18 protein-coding genes are annotated in these 14,018 nt (G+C 72.0%); 9 read left to right on the forward strand and 9 right to left on the reverse strand.

Features of this window, described 5'->3' with window-relative positions:
- Positions 1–610: 610 nt before the first annotated feature.
- Positions 611–1,849 (reverse strand): ROK family transcriptional regulator, encoded by a 1,239-nt coding sequence (locus C2L59_RS45750; protein WP_199199783.1) that lies wholly within the window; start codon positions 1,847–1,849, stop codon positions 611–613.
- Positions 1,840–2,472 carry a TetR/AcrR family transcriptional regulator gene (locus tag C2L59_RS45755; RefSeq protein ID WP_103355834.1) on the reverse strand — a complete coding sequence of 211 codons (633 nt, stop codon included), beginning with the start codon at positions 2,470–2,472 and terminating at the stop codon, positions 1,840–1,842. The genes C2L59_RS45750 and C2L59_RS45755 overlap by 10 nt, the downstream gene beginning before the upstream one ends.
- Before the next feature lie 138 nt (positions 2,473–2,610).
- On the opposite strand from C2L59_RS45755, the gene C2L59_RS45760 reads away from it, so the two are divergent.
- Entirely contained in the window at positions 2,611–3,372 is a 762-nt protein-coding gene (locus C2L59_RS45760) for an SDR family oxidoreductase (protein ID WP_233224080.1), read from the forward strand.
- A 132-nt stretch (positions 3,373–3,504) separates the two neighbouring features.
- Positions 3,505–4,038 carry a TetR family transcriptional regulator gene (locus tag C2L59_RS45765; protein ID WP_233224081.1) on the forward strand — a complete coding sequence of 178 codons (534 nt, stop codon included), beginning with the start codon at positions 3,505–3,507 and terminating at the stop codon, positions 4,036–4,038.
- 1 nt (position 4,039) lies between these two features.
- Here the strand turns inward: C2L59_RS45765 and C2L59_RS45770 are convergent, their stop codons facing one another.
- Positions 4,040–4,960 carry a LysR family transcriptional regulator gene (locus tag C2L59_RS45770; protein WP_103355837.1) on the reverse strand — a complete coding sequence of 307 codons (921 nt, stop codon included), beginning with the start codon at positions 4,958–4,960 and terminating at the stop codon, positions 4,040–4,042.
- A gap of 122 nt (positions 4,961–5,082) precedes the next feature.
- Here C2L59_RS45770 and C2L59_RS45775 point away from each other — a divergent pair, with 122 nt between their 5' ends.
- Positions 5,083–5,790, forward strand: coding sequence for an SDR family NAD(P)-dependent oxidoreductase (locus tag C2L59_RS45775; RefSeq protein WP_103355838.1), 708 nt, complete (start codon positions 5,083–5,085; stop codon positions 5,788–5,790).
- A gap of 4 nt (positions 5,791–5,794) precedes the next feature.
- Positions 5,795–6,142 (forward strand): SgcJ/EcaC family oxidoreductase, encoded by a 348-nt coding sequence (locus tag C2L59_RS45780; protein ID WP_103355839.1) that lies wholly within the window; start codon positions 5,795–5,797, stop codon positions 6,140–6,142.
- A gap of 22 nt (positions 6,143–6,164) precedes the next feature.
- Here C2L59_RS45780 and C2L59_RS45785 read toward each other — a convergent pair whose 3' ends face one another.
- The 3 genes from C2L59_RS45785 to C2L59_RS47675 all read right to left on the reverse strand — a co-directional run bounded on the left by C2L59_RS45785 (position 6,165) and on the right by C2L59_RS47675 (position 8,331).
- Positions 6,165–6,965 (reverse strand): methyltransferase domain-containing protein, encoded by an 801-nt coding sequence (locus C2L59_RS45785; RefSeq protein WP_103355840.1) that lies wholly within the window; start codon positions 6,963–6,965, stop codon positions 6,165–6,167.
- 103 nt (positions 6,966–7,068) lie between these two features.
- Positions 7,069–8,019: a Leg1-related protein gene (locus C2L59_RS45790; RefSeq protein ID WP_103355841.1), complete on the reverse strand. Its 951-nt coding sequence runs from the start codon at positions 8,017–8,019 to the stop codon at positions 7,069–7,071.
- A gap of 135 nt (positions 8,020–8,154) precedes the next feature.
- The gene (locus C2L59_RS47675) at positions 8,155–8,331 is read right to left on the reverse strand and encodes a hypothetical protein (RefSeq protein ID WP_158263160.1); all 177 of its coding nucleotides are present in this window, start codon (positions 8,329–8,331) and stop codon (positions 8,155–8,157) included.
- A 291-nt stretch (positions 8,332–8,622) separates the two neighbouring features.
- Here C2L59_RS47675 and C2L59_RS45800 point away from each other — a divergent pair, with 291 nt between their 5' ends.
- The 4 genes from C2L59_RS45800 (at position 8,623) to C2L59_RS45815 (ending at position 11,927) form a co-directional block, all read left to right on the forward strand.
- On the forward strand, positions 8,623–10,407 hold the full coding sequence (locus C2L59_RS45800; protein WP_158263161.1) for a serine/threonine-protein kinase: 1,785 nt from the start codon (positions 8,623–8,625) through the stop codon (positions 10,405–10,407).
- Positions 10,408–10,484: 77 nt separating this feature from the next.
- The gene (locus C2L59_RS45805) at positions 10,485–10,889 is read left to right on the forward strand and encodes a hypothetical protein (RefSeq protein WP_146060536.1); all 405 of its coding nucleotides are present in this window, start codon (positions 10,485–10,487) and stop codon (positions 10,887–10,889) included.
- On the forward strand, positions 10,886–11,677 hold the full coding sequence (locus tag C2L59_RS45810; RefSeq protein ID WP_233224082.1) for an FHA domain-containing protein: 792 nt from the start codon (positions 10,886–10,888) through the stop codon (positions 11,675–11,677). Before C2L59_RS45805 ends, C2L59_RS45810 begins: the two co-directional genes overlap by 4 nt.
- A gap of 1 nt (position 11,678) precedes the next feature.
- Complete coding sequence (locus C2L59_RS45815) at positions 11,679–11,927, forward strand: hypothetical protein (RefSeq protein WP_103355845.1); 249 nt, start codon at positions 11,679–11,681, stop codon at positions 11,925–11,927.
- On the opposite strand, the gene C2L59_RS47680 is transcribed toward C2L59_RS45815, so the two are convergent.
- Positions 11,902–12,360, reverse strand: coding sequence for a hypothetical protein (locus tag C2L59_RS47680; RefSeq protein ID WP_158263163.1), 459 nt, complete (start codon positions 12,358–12,360; stop codon positions 11,902–11,904). The two genes, C2L59_RS45815 and C2L59_RS47680, sit on opposite strands and share 26 nt — an antisense overlap.
- On the opposite strand from C2L59_RS47680, the gene C2L59_RS45825 reads away from it, so the two are divergent.
- Positions 12,335–13,111, forward strand: a complete 777-nt coding sequence (locus C2L59_RS45825) for a hypothetical protein (protein WP_233224083.1) — start codon at positions 12,335–12,337, stop codon at positions 13,109–13,111. The genes C2L59_RS47680 and C2L59_RS45825 overlap by 26 nt on opposite strands.
- A 20-nt stretch (positions 13,112–13,131) precedes the next feature.
- Here C2L59_RS45825 and C2L59_RS45830 read toward each other — a convergent pair whose 3' ends face one another.
- Together C2L59_RS45830 and C2L59_RS45835 are read right to left on the reverse strand one after the other, a co-directional pair.
- Positions 13,132–13,371 (reverse strand): hypothetical protein, encoded by a 240-nt coding sequence (locus C2L59_RS45830; protein WP_146060537.1) that lies wholly within the window; start codon positions 13,369–13,371, stop codon positions 13,132–13,134.
- Positions 13,372–13,430: 59 nt separating this feature from the next.
- Positions 13,431–14,012, reverse strand: a complete 582-nt coding sequence (locus C2L59_RS45835; protein ID WP_103355849.1) for a DinB family protein — start codon at positions 14,010–14,012, stop codon at positions 13,431–13,433.
- Positions 14,013–14,018 lie beyond the last annotated feature (6 nt).

The following is a 14,018-nucleotide window of genomic DNA, read 5'->3' on the forward strand; positions in this document are numbered from 1 at the left end:
GGCCCTCGCCGCCGCGGGGCTGGTCACGGCCGCCGGCCGGGCCCGGTTCGTCCTGCCGGCCGCGGTGGCGGGGACGGCCGTGCTCGCCTACGTCCTGCTCGACCGGACGCCGGACTGGCTGCCGTGGCTGCGGTACACCGTGCTCGCTGTCGTCGCGGCCTGCTGCGCGCGGCCCGCGTCGCGGCCGCGATCGGGCTGGCCGCCGTCGTGGCTGGGCCGGCGGCCTTCGTCGCCGGCACCGCGGTGCGGTCGGGAAGCGTCTTGGAGAGCGCCGACTCGGTCGCCGGGCCGCCGTCGCGCCGTTCGGCGGTTGTCTCGGCTTCGACCCCGCGCCGCCGGCCGCGGAGCTCCCGCGGTGGGTCGCGGCCGGGAAGCTGCGGTTCGTGCTGCTGCCGCAGGTGTTCGTCGGCATCGCCCGCTCCGGGGCGAGACGGAGCACCCCGGCGGCGGCGGCCGAGGCGGGCGAGCTGACCCGGCGGGTCGGCTGGGAGGCGAAGCACTGCCGCCCGGTCCCGCCGGCGCGGATCGGCCCCTTACGCGGCCACGGCCGGAGTGCTGTTCGGCTGCGGCGTCCGGCCGTGACCTCGACGGCCGCTGTTTCGCGCCCGGATCACCCAGCGGCCGGCGAAACCCGGGGCGTTTCGCCCAACGGATCGTGCAGCAGTTGCGAAAATCCGAGCTCGCCGGCGCCGATCAGGGTGGCGTCGTCCCCGAGAGCCGACACACTCAGGCGCACTTCTTCCTTCGCCACCGGCAGCACATTGCGTGCGACGCGACCACGTACCCGCGGCAATACGCCGGCGTACGCATCCCGCAACATTCCGCCGAAGACGACCACCGCCGGGTTGAAGAGGTTGATGAGATTGGCTACGCCGATACCCAGCCAATCCCCGACGTAATCGAGCGCGTCCCGGGCGGCGGCATCGCCCGCGGCGGCGTCGGCGGCCACCGCCCGCACGGCGTCCCGGCCGAAGACCTCCGGCGGCCGGCGGGCGGCGTCCAGCAGCGCCCGTTCACCGGCTTCCGCCTCCAGGCACCCGCTGGAGCCGCAGCCGCACGGTCGTCCGCCGTGCGGGTTGACGACCATGTGGCCCAGCTCGCAGCCGTACCCCGCGTCGCCGTCCAGCACCGTGCCGCCGACGATGATCCCGCCACCGACGCCGACGTCGCCGTGCAGGTAGACCAGGTTCCGCACCCCCATCCCGGCCCCGCGAAGGTGCTCCGCGAGTGCTCCGAGATGCGCCTCGTTCCCCACCGGCACCCGCAGCCCCAGCCCCAGCCGCCGGGCCAGCTCGGCGCCGAAAGCCTGGTCGACCCAGCCGAGGTCGGGGCCGAACCGGACGGTCCCGTCGCCGGGACGGATCATTCCGCAGTACGAGGCCCCGAGCCCCACGCACGTCGACGTCGACGGCGCCGCCTCGGTCAGCTCGCGGCCGAGCTCGGCGAGCGTCGTGACCACGTAGTCGAGATCGGCTCCGGACCGGCGCCGGGCCGCGACCCGGCGGTCCAGGATGACACCGCCGAGGCCGATCCGGGCGGCGACCAACCGGTCCACCGCGACGTCGAAGGCCAGTACGTGAAAACGCTGGGTCTCCGGCCACACGACGAGCGACGGGCGGCCCTGGTGCCGATTGTCCGTCTGCGCCACTTCCCGAACCAGGCCCGCCGCGCTCAGTTCCGCCGTCAACGCCTTGATCGTGCTGCGGTTGAGGTTCATCTGCCGCGCGAGTTCGGCCCGCGAAATCCCGCCGCTCAGGTGCACCAGGCGAAGAAACGCACCGCGATTGTGCCGACGCATCTCCTCCTGGTCCCAGCCGATTTTCGAGCCGTCCCAGTGCCTCAATTCCATGGCGTGTCCGATGCGTACCGGGCAGCGATGGTGCGGACGGCCTCGTCGACCACCTGCGCGGTGCGTTCGGCGCTCACTTCCCAGCCCGGCACCAGGAGGGTCGGCCAGAAGACGTAGTTGGAGATCATGCCCAGGAACTGGGTGGCGGCGAGGTCCACGTCCTCGATCCGCACCGTTCCCGCGTCGTGTTCGGCCTGCAGGTAGCTGCGTACGGACTCGAAGTAGGGCATCTTGCCGTGCGAGAACTGCGCGTGGGCAAGCTCGGGGAAGCGCGGCAGCTCGGCGATGACGATCCTGAACAGGTCGGTCATCCGGGGCCGGCCCAGCAGGCCGGCGTACCGGCGGCCGATGACGCCGAGCCCGTCGACGACGTTGCCCGCCGGCGGGGGCGTCTCCTCGTCGGCGGTCGACCACGACTCGGTGACGATGGCGTCGAACAGGGCCGCCTTGGTCGGGAACTGCTTGAACAAGGTGGCCCGCGAAACGCCCGAGCGCTCGGCGATCCGCGCCAGCGACGTCCGGTCGTAGCCCAGCTCGAGGAACAGGGCGGTCGCGGCCGTCACGATCAGCGTGCGCTTCTCCTGGGCGACGCGCTGGTGATAGGTCGTCACGGCCTTGCTCATGAACCGAGCATACGAGGTGAGTGGCTTGACTCGCCATCGGCGCCGACCTACTGTCGAAGACATGGTGAGTCGACCGGCTCACCACTGGCCCGTCCCGAAGGAACATCCATGCCCCGCTTCGACAACCAGACCGTGCTCGTGACCGGCGGCGCCGGTGGCCAGGGCTCGAGCCACGTGCGCGCCTTTCACGCGGGAGGGGCGAACGTGGTGATCGGCGGTATCGACGCGGAACGCGGCGCCGCTCTCGCCGGCGAGCTCGGGACCCGCGCTCGCTTCATCCGCCTCGACGTCACCGACGAGAGTTCGTGGTCGGCTGCTGTTTCGGACGCCGAAAGCGCTTTCGGTGCCTTGCACGTGCTGGTCAACAACGCGGGCGTGCAGAATCCGCCGGCGACGATCGAGAACACGGACCTGACCACGTGGTCGCGCATCCTCGATGTCAACCTCACGGGGACCTTCCTCAGCATCAAGGTCGCCGCCCCGGCTCTGCGCCGTGCCGGAGGGGGAGCCATCGTCAACATCGCCTCGACCATGGGCCTGGGCGGCACGGCGCACTACGCGCCGTATGTCGCCGGCAAGTGGGCCGTGCGAGGTCTCACCCGGACGGCGGCGCTCGAGCTCGGCCGTGACCACATCCGGGTGAATGCCATCCATCCCGGCGTGATCTCGACGCCGTTCATCCACGAACCGGCAGCCGGCGCGGTCGCGGCCATCGCCGACTTCTACTCACCCGAGCCGTTCGCCGTCCCCAGGCTCGGGGAGCCGGCCGACGTCACCCGCCTCCTGCTGTTCCTCGCCTCATCGGACGCGGCGTTCGTCACGGGGTCGGAGTACGTCATCGACGGCGGGCTCCTCCTCGGCCCCGCGCTCCAGGCCGAGACCGGACCGGCGGCCGCCTGATGCGCCTCGGCTTCCGTCGGCCGTGGGAGAACCGGCGCTCGGCTCACGATCGCGCCCGGTGGGCGAGCTCCGCGGCAGCCGGGGAGTGGCGACGACCTCGATCGACGTGGCCCGCCGGGCGGGGGAGACCTGGTGGGCGCCGACCCGCCCCTGTGCGCGCAGCACTTCCAGCTGCTTCTGTTCGTCCTCTCGCAGCGCGGCGACATCGCCGGACGGGCCGGCGTGACCGCCCGGACCTTCTTCCGCCACTTCGCCGACAAACGCGAGGTCCTCTTCGACGTGGCGGCCGAGCTGGAGGAGAAGGCGCTGGAGGCGGCGCCCGCCACGGCGTCGGCGCTGGATCTCGTCGCGGCCGCGCTGGCGGCGATGGCCGGCACCACCGGAGACGACCGTGAGCTCGCCCGGAAGCGGCACACGGTGATCATGGCCAACGCCGAGCTCCGGGAACGCGAACTGATCAAGCTCGCCCGGATGACGGCCGCGCTCACCGACGGGCTCCGGCGGCGGGGCATCGGCGCCGCCGAGGCCGACCTGGCCGCCGAAACCGGCTCCGCGGTGTACCGGGTCGCGTTCCGCCGCTGGGTCGACGCCGACGGCGACCTCGAGCTGCGCGACGCCGTCGGCCAGTCGTTCGCCCAGCTTCGAGGCCTGGCCGCAGCCGGCTGAGTCAGGCGGGCCGGACCCGTTCGGCCGCGTGCGGGTCGTCGGCGGGCAGCCAGCCGGCGCCGAGGTCCAGGGAGCCGACGTCCCGGGTGAGGGCCGCGATGGTCGCGTGGACCGGCGGGCGCGTCTCGTCGCGGCGGGACACCAGGGACCACGTCCACCACGGCGCCGGGTCGACCACCGGCCGCCGCCCGAGGTCCGGCGGTGCCGGGGTCGTCTGGCCCTTCGGGTTGTTGAGCACCGGGCGCCGCAGCCGGCGGGCGTGGTCGAACAGCGCCGGGCCCGTGGACCCCCCGTCCTCGGTGTGCACCACCTCGGCGCCCGTCGCGCGGGCGAACTCCTCGGCGTAGGCGTTCCACGACGCCCAGCTGGCCGTGTCGGCGTCGACGAGCACGACGACGTCCCGGGCCGCGACCTCGGCGGTCCCGGTCCCCACCGCGTAGAGCCGGTCCGCGCCGAGCAGCCGGGCTTCCAGACCGAGTTCGGCCAGGTCGGCGGCCCGTGCCCAGCAGATCGCCAGGTCGATGCTCCGGTCGGCCACCCGGCGCAGCTGGGCGTGCGAAGGCAGCACCCACGTGTCGACGTGCAGGTGTGCGACGCCCGCCACCCGGTCGGGCAGGTCGGCCGGGCGCCAGTTCACGTAACCCAGCCGCACGGGCTCACGCGCCGCGATCCCCGCGGCCGACCGGCGTAGCTCGTCCGCCTGCTCCAGCAGCGCCCGCACCTGGGGCAGCAGCGACTCCCCGCATTCGGTCAGCCGGACCGAACGGCGGTCCCGGTCGAAGAGGCGGACACCGAGGTCGCGCTCCAGTGCCTTGATCTGCTGGGACAGGGACGGCCCGGCGATGCGCAGCCGTTCGGCGGCCCGGCCGAAGTTCAGCTCTGTGGCGACGGCCACGAAGTACCGAAGCTGGCGTAGCTCCATAACGGCAGCTTAGTGCGGTGGGAGGTTGCGCCTCCCAAGTGAGAGCGAACCGGTCGTGGCGAAGCGCCCGGGTCCGGCACACGATCGGTTTCGTAACGCACATCCCCAGGAGGTCCACGGAAATGAGCACCCAAAAGGTCGCGGTCGTCACCGGCGCTTCGCAGGGCATCGGCGCGGCCCTGGTCGAGGCCTACCGCAAGCTCGGCTACGCAGTGGTCGCGAATTCGCGCACCATCACCCCGTCGGGCGACGCCGGGATCCTGGCCGTCGCCGGCGACATCGCCGATCCCGCCGTCGGCGCCCACGTGATCGACCAGGCCCTCGCCACGTTCGGCCGCGTCGACACGCTCATCAACAACGCGGGCGTCTTCGTTGCGAAGCCGTTCACCGACTACACCGCCGCCGACTTCGACCTGGTGACCGGGGTGAACCTGCGCGGCTTCTTCGAGGTCACCCAGCGGGCGATCGCCGCGATGCTCGAAGTCGGCGGCGGGCACATCGTCAACGTCACCACCAGCCTGGCCGACCACGCGAACAGTGCCGTGCCCTCGGCGCTGGCGTCGCTGACCAAGGGCGGCCTGAACTCGGTGACGAAGTCCCTGGCCGTCGAGTACGCAACGCGCAACGTTCGCGTGAACGCCGTGTCGCCGGGCATCATCCGCACCCCGATGCACCCGGCTTCGACGCACGAAGCCCTGGCCGCTCTGCACCCGGTCGGGCGGATCGGCGACCCGGGCGACATCGTCGACGCGGTCGTCTACCTGGAGGGCGCGCCGTTCGTCACCGGCGAGATCCTGCACGTCGACGGCGGCCAGAGCGCGGGGCACTGACGTCATGGACATCCTCACCGGAGTGCTGGACGCGTGGAAGGCGGCGGTCGACGCGCACGAGCCCGAGCGCGTCGCGGACGTCTTCACCGAAGACGCCATCTTCCAGGGCCTCCACCCGTACAGCGTGGGCCGCACCGGCGTGGCGGCGTACTACGCCTCCCAGCCACTGGGCATGACGGCGGACTACCGGATCGTGGAAACCCGCCGCTTGGCCGAAGACGTGATCCTCGGCTACGCCAGTGTCACCTTCGCCTTCACCGACCGGCCGGCGCTCTCGGTGCACCTGAGCGTCGTCGTCCGCCGCGCCGGCGACCGCTGGCTGATCGCCCACTACCAGGTCTCGCGGCTCTGAAAGGGAGTGGCCCGGCCGGCGTTCAGGCGCGGGCGAGCAGTTCTCCGTGCGGGATCATCAGCCAGCCGTCGGGGTGCGCCGCCCACTCCGGCCACGCCCGGGCGATGGCGTCGAGGTCGGCCTGCGTGGCCAGCCCGCGGTCGAGGGCCATCCGGCCGACGGAGGAGTGGATCCGCTCGGCCCACATGTCGCCCCACGTCGCGCGTTCGTCGGGGGTCGCGTAGCACCACACGGAAGCGGACGGCGTGACCTCGGTGAACCCCGCCTCGTGAGCCCACGCGAGCAGCCGCCGGCCGGCGTCGGGCTCGGCGTCGTTGCCGCGGGCCACGGCCCGGTACAGGTCCTGCCAGTGGTCGAGCCGCGGGTCCTCGGGCCACCACCGGAACGCGCCGTAGTCGGCGTCGCGCACCGCGACGACTCCGCCGGGGCGCGTCACCCGCCGCATCTCGCGGAGGGCGGCGACGGGGTCGGACAGGTGCTGGAGCACTTGGTGGGCGTGGACGACGTCGTAACTGTCGTCGGGATCGGAGAGCGAGTACGCGTCGTCGACGGCGAACTCGACGGACACCCCGCGCCGGGCGGCGTTCGCCCGGGCGGCGGGCAGCGGATCTTCGGTGATCTCGACCCCGCGTACCCGCCCGGGCGCGACGGCTTCGGCGAGGTCGACCGTGATGCTGCCCGGTCCGCAGCCGACGTCGAGCAGGTCCAGCCCGGGGCGGAGCAGCGGCAGGAGGTAGGCCGCCGAACTGGCCGCGGTGCGCGCGGCGTGGCTCGCCACGACGACCTCGGCGTGGCCGTGGGTGTAAACGTCCTTCCCTGCCATAGCCCACCCCTCATTCTCAAATTATGAGACGATGCGTCCGCATGGTGAACGGTACTCCTGGCCGCCCGGCCCGGGCAACGGAAGGGCCGGCAACCGGCCTGGGTCACGGACGCAGCAGGTGCCCGAGCATCCGCCGGCGGGCGGCGGCGTTGTCCCGCCGGGGGGCGAATAAGGCGTCGAGCAGGATCAGCACCTCGTCCCGGGCGGCCCTGGTGCGCATGATCCGCCGCCACAGCCACAGGTTCAGCGCGTAGCGGCGGGGCGAGGTGGTGGCCAGGCGGATGACGTTGGCGACGTTGCGCCGGACCCGGTCCGGAAGTGTGCGCAGGTCGGAACGCTGCTCGAGCAGGATTTCCGGCAGCACGTCCAGGCCGTGCTCGGTCATGAAGCCGAAGTCGGTCCGCCAGGCCGCCGCCCCGAGGTAGTCGACCATCCGGCACCAGCCACGCAGGAACGTCAGTTCGAGCGGCGAACAAGGAGCCGGGTCGATGTCGGCGATCTTGGTGACCACGACGTCGAGACAGGTCTTGTGCGCCTTCCACAGCGCGACCCGGAGCGGTTCGAGGTCCGTCGTGGCCGGGGTGCCGGTGACCATCGCGAAGTAGCGCCGCCACTGCTCGACGCTGGGCGCGAGCTCGTCCGGGACCGCGCCGCCCCGCACGTACCGGAACCGCGCCGCGCCGGGGGCGTCGGCGATTTCGAGCGGAGCGACCACACCGGCCTTCTCGGCGCCGAGCCACGGGACCACGCTCAGCGTGTAGTTGCCGTAGGCCCATGGCGCGTCCGGATCGATGGTTCCGTCGACGTGTGTGGTGGCTCCCAGCCGCCCGGTGCGGCACTGCCACTGCAGCTGGAAAGCCCAGGCCCACAGGGGATTGTGCCGGTTGTCGGCCCCGAACAGCCCGCCCGAGTTCGTGGCGTCGATCAGGCGCCGGTAGGCCGCCATCCGGTGCTCGAACCGGAACGGGTCGAACCGGTCGGTCAGCTCCGCCGCGGAGACCCAGACCGCGTACAGATCGAGGTCGGCGAGCTCCCGCGGGTGGATTGAGGTCACGCAGTGAATGTAGCGCGGTCAACCTTGCTTGTCGGGCGAGCATCCCACGCGACAATCGGCAAACTCCCGATGAAGCATCCGCAAATCCGGAAAGCCGTATAGGGGAATTAGAAGCCAAAAGCGTTTTTCGTCCTGTCACCAGTGGCGGAGGCGGTGGCCGGTGTCACCCCAGAACGAGGTGAGCCGGACACCGTCGTCGGTGAAGAAGAACATCGCTCCGACGACCGCCGCGCCGAGGCCCAATACTTCGGTGACCATCGGCAGCACGTACGGCAGTGCGTCCGGTTTGCCGAGTGCGGCAGAACTGAACACGCGCACCCGCAGACGGCTTCCGCACGAGCCGCAAGTCGCGGTGGCTTCGACGAGACCGGTGCCAGGTCGCGGAACCGGGATGTCGCTCAGCGAGTACCGGATGGTGGTCGTGGCCGTGACGAGCTACTCGCCGTGGACGCAGGCCGGATGCACCCGCGGGTACTCGCCGGTCTTGGTCACCGCTGCCTCACAACTCCCCGCTACGGGTGCTGCTTGCCGAGTATCCGGCTGGATGCGGGGACCGGTAACGCGGGGTTAGCGGTCCGACACGGGATTTCGTACACTCCCGGGGTGGACAAGGGGAGGGTCGTGGCCAACCGTTACCGGTTGGAGGAGGAGCTCGGCCGGGGTGGCATGGGCGTTGTCTGGCGGGCGGTCGATCTCGAACTCGGCCGGCAGGTAACGCTCAAGCGGGCCCTGAGCGAGGACGCCGGGCAGATCCGCCGCGAGGCGCGGATCGGCGCCGGGCTGCTGCACTCGAACGTCGTCACCGTGTTCGACACGGTCGGCGACGGCGACGCCCAATGGCTGGTCACGGAATACCTGGCCGCCCGGAGCCTCGAGGAGCTGGTGGACGACGGGGGCCCGCTGCCGGAGGACCGGGTCCGGCGGATCGGCGCGCAGCTCGCCGCGGCGCTCGCGGACATGCACGCCCGCGGCATCGTCCACCGCGACGTCAAGCCGGGCAACGTCCTGGTGACCGCGGACGATGTCGCCAAGCTGACCGACCTGGGCATCGCCCGCTGGACCGAGGTCACCCGCACCGGCGGCGCGCAGCTCACCGGCACGCTCGGGTACGTCGCGCCGGAGGTGGCCGACGGCGCCGAAGCCGGGCCCGCCTCGGACGTCTTCTCGCTGGGGGCCACCCTCTACGCCGCGATCGAAGGCCGCTCGCCGTGGGGATCGGGGGAGGACGGCCCGTTCGCGCAGATGCGCCGCGCCGCGGGCGGACGGTACGCGCCCGCCGAACGCGCCGGGCGGTTCGAGCCGGTGCTCGCCGCGCTCATGGCCCGGCATCCGGCCGATCGGCCTGGCGCCGCCGAAGCGGTCACGCTGCTCACCGCGGACGCGCCCGCGCCCCGGCGGCCCCGACGCCGCCTGCGCCGGCGGCTGCTCGCCGGGGCCGCAGTGGCGGTGGTGGCCGCGCTGGTGGCCGGGTTCGTCCTGGTCCGGTGGCTGGGGACGACCACCACCGGCGGCGCCTCGGCCGGAGCGAACACCCTCGGCGCCGATCCGGCCGCGACGGACCCGTGCGCGGCGATCGCGCTCAACTCGCTCACCGGGTTCGGCAAGCCGTTCGTGGACCCCGAGGTCCTGAACTTCAGCACCTGCATCGTCACGACCACGCTGGCCGACAAGACCGGGCAGGTGCAGACCCGGCTCGATCTGACCGGCCCGCTGCGGTACCCGCCCCGCCCGCCGGTGCCCGGCAAGATGGGCGAAATCGAGTATCCCGAGGCCCACGACGGCTCCTGCGAGCGCGCCATTTCGCTGGCCGACGCCAACCGGATCGTCGTCACCTCGCGCGCGGTGACGGACGCGAAGAACGCGCCGTTCTGCTCCTTCTCGGAGTCGGTGCTGTCCGGTGTGCTGGCCACGCTCGCCAACGGTCCGCTGCCGCGGCGTACCCAGCCGTTCCCGGACTGGTCACTGGCGCGCGTCGACGCCTGTGGCCTGCTCGACGAAGCGACGACGTCGGGGGTGCTGGGCCGGGTCAAGGAACCGGACCGCGGGTTCGGCGGCTGGAGCTGCAGCTGGGAACACGTTCCGCGCACGATCACCGTCGAGTACAGCCGGGAATGGCCGATCGAGGCGGACGAGGACGTGCCGGGCGACCGGATCCGCATCGGGAACCGCACGGCCGTCGTGGCGCCGGTACCGGGCGGGAACCCGGAGTGCGCCGTCAAGGTCGTGCACCGCCCCTATACCGCGCCCTTGGCGGTCCTGCCCGGCACTCCCCAGCAACGGGAGGAGGTCGCCGCAGTCTCCGTCGAGGACACCGCGGCGGCCGGTGGGGACGCGCTGTGCGCGACCGCGCGCTCGCTCGCGGAGGTCCTCGTCCGGCGGCTGCCGTGAACCGGGGACCGGTCCCCGGCACCCCCGGCTAGAAAGAGCGGGGGCCGGGAACCGGCCGCAGGAAGACGGGACGAGAAGTGTCGATACGGGTACTGGCCGGGGTGGCGCTCCTGGCGGTGGCCACCGCCGGTCCGACGGTCGAGGGGGCCGCCGGACCGGGACCGCGCACCCGGCGTGTCGGCCCGCACGGGACGGACCCCAGCGTCCAGGCGGCGGCCGACGCGGCCCGGCCGGGGGACACTGTCGCAATCGAGGCGGGTGGCCATGCAGGCGACCTGGCCACCCAAGGCGACGGGTCCCCCGGCCACCCCATCCGGTTCCGCGGCGCCGACCGGTTCGCCGTGCGGAACACCCTGCGGAACAACGTGTTCGGTGACGGGCCGGTCGGCGCCGACCACAACTTCGCCGGGAACCCGGGATTCGCCGACCCGGCTCACGGCGGCTACCACCTCGTCGGCGCCGGCGAACGGAGGCGGCCGTGACCACCGGACGTCTCGACCCGCACCGCCGGCGGAGCCTGCGTCACGGCGTCGACGGGGGCGTGCCGGGCACGTTGAGCGCACTCGCCGTCACCGGCGGCGTCGCGGTGCCGCCGGTGACGGGGACCCGGTTGACCTTCGGGCGCAACCGGCTGGAGGTCGACGTCTGCGTCGGCGAGGAGGACGTGCGGATCAGCCGGGTCCACGGGCTGCTCGTGCGAGAGAAGGACCGCTGGTGGCTCAGCAACACCGGCCGCTCGCCGATCCGGCTGTCCGACAACGTCCTGCTGCACCGCGACAGCGAACCGCTGCCGCTGGCCGACGGCTACACCGCGCTGTTCCTGCGCGGTTCCCGCGAGCACGTGCTGGAGCTGCTCGTGTCCGACGGCGAGGCCGGCGCCGCCACGCGCCGCCCGACGCACCCGACGGCCCCGCCGAAACGCTGGCGGCTGTCCCCGGAGGAGCACGTCGTGCTGGCAGTGCTCGGGCAGCGTTACCTCGGCTACGACCCCCACCCGCTGCCGCTGTCCCGTCAGCAGGCGGCCGCCGAGCTCGCCGAACGACGGCCTGGCGAGAACTGGACGGCCAAGCGCGTCGAACACCTCGTTTCCCGGGTTCGGCAGCGGCTTTCCGACGCCGGGGTGCACGGGCTGCGGCGGGAGGAGGTGGGGGAGCCGGTGGGGCTGACCCTGACCGTGAACCTGCTGCGGGAGCTGGTGCTGTCGACGACGCTGGTGCCGATGGACCTGGAATGGCTCGAGCTCCCCGACACCTCGCTCTTCCCCGGATGAGGTGTGGTCGCGGCCCGAAGAGGGGCTGCGGGTTTCGCCGTTGCTTGTCGCGGCCGTCGCGCATTCGATGCTCTGCCTGGCCGAGCGTGGCCGGCAGGTGCAGCTCACGGGCGTGGCTGTGTCGGTCATCGTCGTCGAGGTGGTCGGCTTCGTGTCCACGGTGATCGGGTTGGTGCTGCTGTACTTGCCGGCGAGCAACGCCTACGTCGAAGGGGTTCGCGCCCTCAGGTCCGGTCGTGGGCGCGGATGACCGGGTTCCTGGACTGGTCGTGCGTTAGGTCGGACAGGAACGTCGCGTTGTCCATGGTGGCGGCGAGGATCGCGAGGACGGCGGTCGCGAGCAGGTTGCCGACCGGGACGCCGGCCTGGGGCCGGCCGGCCCAGAAGCCGCGGCGCTCGGCGGAGCCGTCGAGGAAGAAGTCGTACCACTCGGCGGTGTGCCGATGAGGCTGGCGGCGACGACGCGGCCCCGCACCCGGCGTCAGCGTGTCGGCGATCCGGGACGCGACCGGCGCACCGGTGATCGCGCCGTCGCGCGAGGGCTGGCGGGCCCCGTGGCTTCGGAGCGGGCAGGATGTGGTGCGGGGGAGTCGTGCTCGTCGGACGCGCGATCCCCTTCCCGGCCCGAGGATTGGACGCGCAATGGGACGCTCGTCGGTGTTCACCTTCCAGTACATCGCCATTGACACGGAGGCTGGTGTCACGCCGGAGGAGTTCGAGACCTTCGTGCGTGATGAAGGCGTTCACCTGCCCTTGTACCCGGGGTGGCGGTGGACTCTGCTGCGCGGGTTGCGTGGGGACCGGACCGGGCAGTACCTGATGTTGTACGAGATCGAGAGCGCCGAGCAGCGCGACCGCTACGTCACCGCCCGGGGTGAGCAGACCGACCTGGCCCGGGCGTTCTGGGCGCGGCACCCGGAGGCGGAGGCGGTGCTGGCGCGGTGGCGGCGGCTGGGCACGTTCGCCGAGCTGCCGACGTTGTTCACCGACTACCGGCTGCTGGCCGACAATCCGCGCAGCACGGTCACGCCCGGCCCCCGCTACCGCGACCGCCCGGGGGAGGAGCCCGTCGCCCGGGTCGTCGGGATCCACAACCTGGCGTTGCGCGCCGGTGTGACCGAGGAGGTGTTCGACCGGTTCATCGCCGAGAACCACCACCGGATCGACGACTACCCGGACTGGCGGTTCCACGTGCTCAAGGGCGAGCGGGGCAACCGCCTCGACCAGTACGTGATGATGATGGAGATCGCGAGCCTGGACGCGCTGGACGTCTTCTACCCCGAGCCCGACATCGCCACCGGCGAGGCCGCGGAGTTCGCGGCTGCCCACCGCGACACCAAGCAGATGTACGAGGAGTGGAAGCAGCTGGCCTCGTTCTCGGGCTCACCGCAGATCTACACGGACTACCTCGCCGTCGCGGAGAACCCGGCGTAGCCCCGCACGACCCCGGCGTGTCAGTCGGACCAGTAGACAGCGCCCTCCCAGTGGAAGTTCTGGTGTGCGCAACCGACCCAGGTGACCAGGTAACCCTGGGCTTGCTTCTGCTGGGCCAGCTGGTTTCCGGCCGCGTTGCATTCGGCTTGGCTTGCGCCCGAGACGGACTGCTGGTGGTACCTCGTCGCCCCGTGGGCGGGGGCGGCGAGGGCGATGGCGGCTGTCACGACGGCCACCCCGGTGGCCAGCTTCTTCACCATGCGGGCAATGAAACACGCCGGGACCGGCATCGTGGTCGGTATTTTTGCCGGGAGCCCGGCTACCGCGTGCGGTCGCCGGTGATGCGGGCGGCCGCACGTGCCGCGGTCTCGACACGATCGTGGAACCCGGACCCCCCGTCGGGAAGGTTGCTGACCGTGGGGTGGTAGCCGGCGCGGCCGTCGATGAGCTCGCGGACGATGTCGGCGTGCCCGGCGTGCCGGCAGGTCTCGGTGATCATGTGCACGAGCATCCAGTGCAAGGTCACCTCGCGCATGCCTTCGGGGAAGTGGGGCACCTTGCCGGGTGAGTCGAGATCGAGCGCCGCGATGGTGGCGTCAGCGTGCTCCCACGACCGCTTGTACTGCGCGATGATGTCCTCGCGCGTCTCCTCGGGACGGGCGAGGAAGTCCTCTGATTGAGTGCGGTCGACCAGCCACTCGCCCGCGTGCGCGGGCCGGTCGAACACTTCGCCGAAGTAGCCGAACTCGTTGCCCGTCAGGTGTTTCACCAGCCCGAGCAGGTTGGTTCCGGTCGGGGTGAGCGGCCGGCGCGCATCGTACTCGGACAGGCCGTCGAGTTTCCACACCAGGACGTCGCGCACCTGCTGCAAGTACAGGTGCAGATAGGTTTTCGGATCCACGTGCCG

It is taken from the genome of Amycolatopsis sp. CA-128772 (assembly GCF_002904295.1).
GTDB lineage: Bacteria > Actinomycetota > Actinomycetes > Mycobacteriales > Pseudonocardiaceae > Amycolatopsis.

Coding starts and splice junctions, on each gene's coding strand:
- C2L59_RS45750 (WP_199199783.1), bottom strand. CDS start 1,849: ATGGAATTGAGGCACTGGGACGGCTCGAAAATCGGCTGGGACCAGGAG.
- C2L59_RS45755 (WP_103355834.1), bottom strand. CDS start 2,472: ATGAGCAAGGCCGTGACGACCTATCACCAGCGCGTCGCCCAGGAGAAG.
- C2L59_RS45770 (WP_103355837.1), bottom strand. CDS start 4,960: ATGGAGCTACGCCAGCTTCGGTACTTCGTGGCCGTCGCCACAGAGCTG.
- C2L59_RS45775 (WP_103355838.1), top strand. CDS start 5,083: ATGAGCACCCAAAAGGTCGCGGTCGTCACCGGCGCTTCGCAGGGCATC.
- C2L59_RS45780 (WP_103355839.1), top strand. CDS start 5,795: ATGGACATCCTCACCGGAGTGCTGGACGCGTGGAAGGCGGCGGTCGAC.
- C2L59_RS45785 (WP_103355840.1), bottom strand. CDS start 6,965: ATGGCAGGGAAGGACGTTTACACCCACGGCCACGCCGAGGTCGTCGTG.
- C2L59_RS47680 (WP_158263163.1), bottom strand. CDS start 12,360: ATGGCGATGTACTGGAAGGTGAACACCGACGAGCGTCCCATTGCGCGT.
- C2L59_RS45830 (WP_146060537.1), bottom strand. CDS start 13,371: ATGGTGAAGAAGCTGGCCACCGGGGTGGCCGTCGTGACAGCCGCCATC.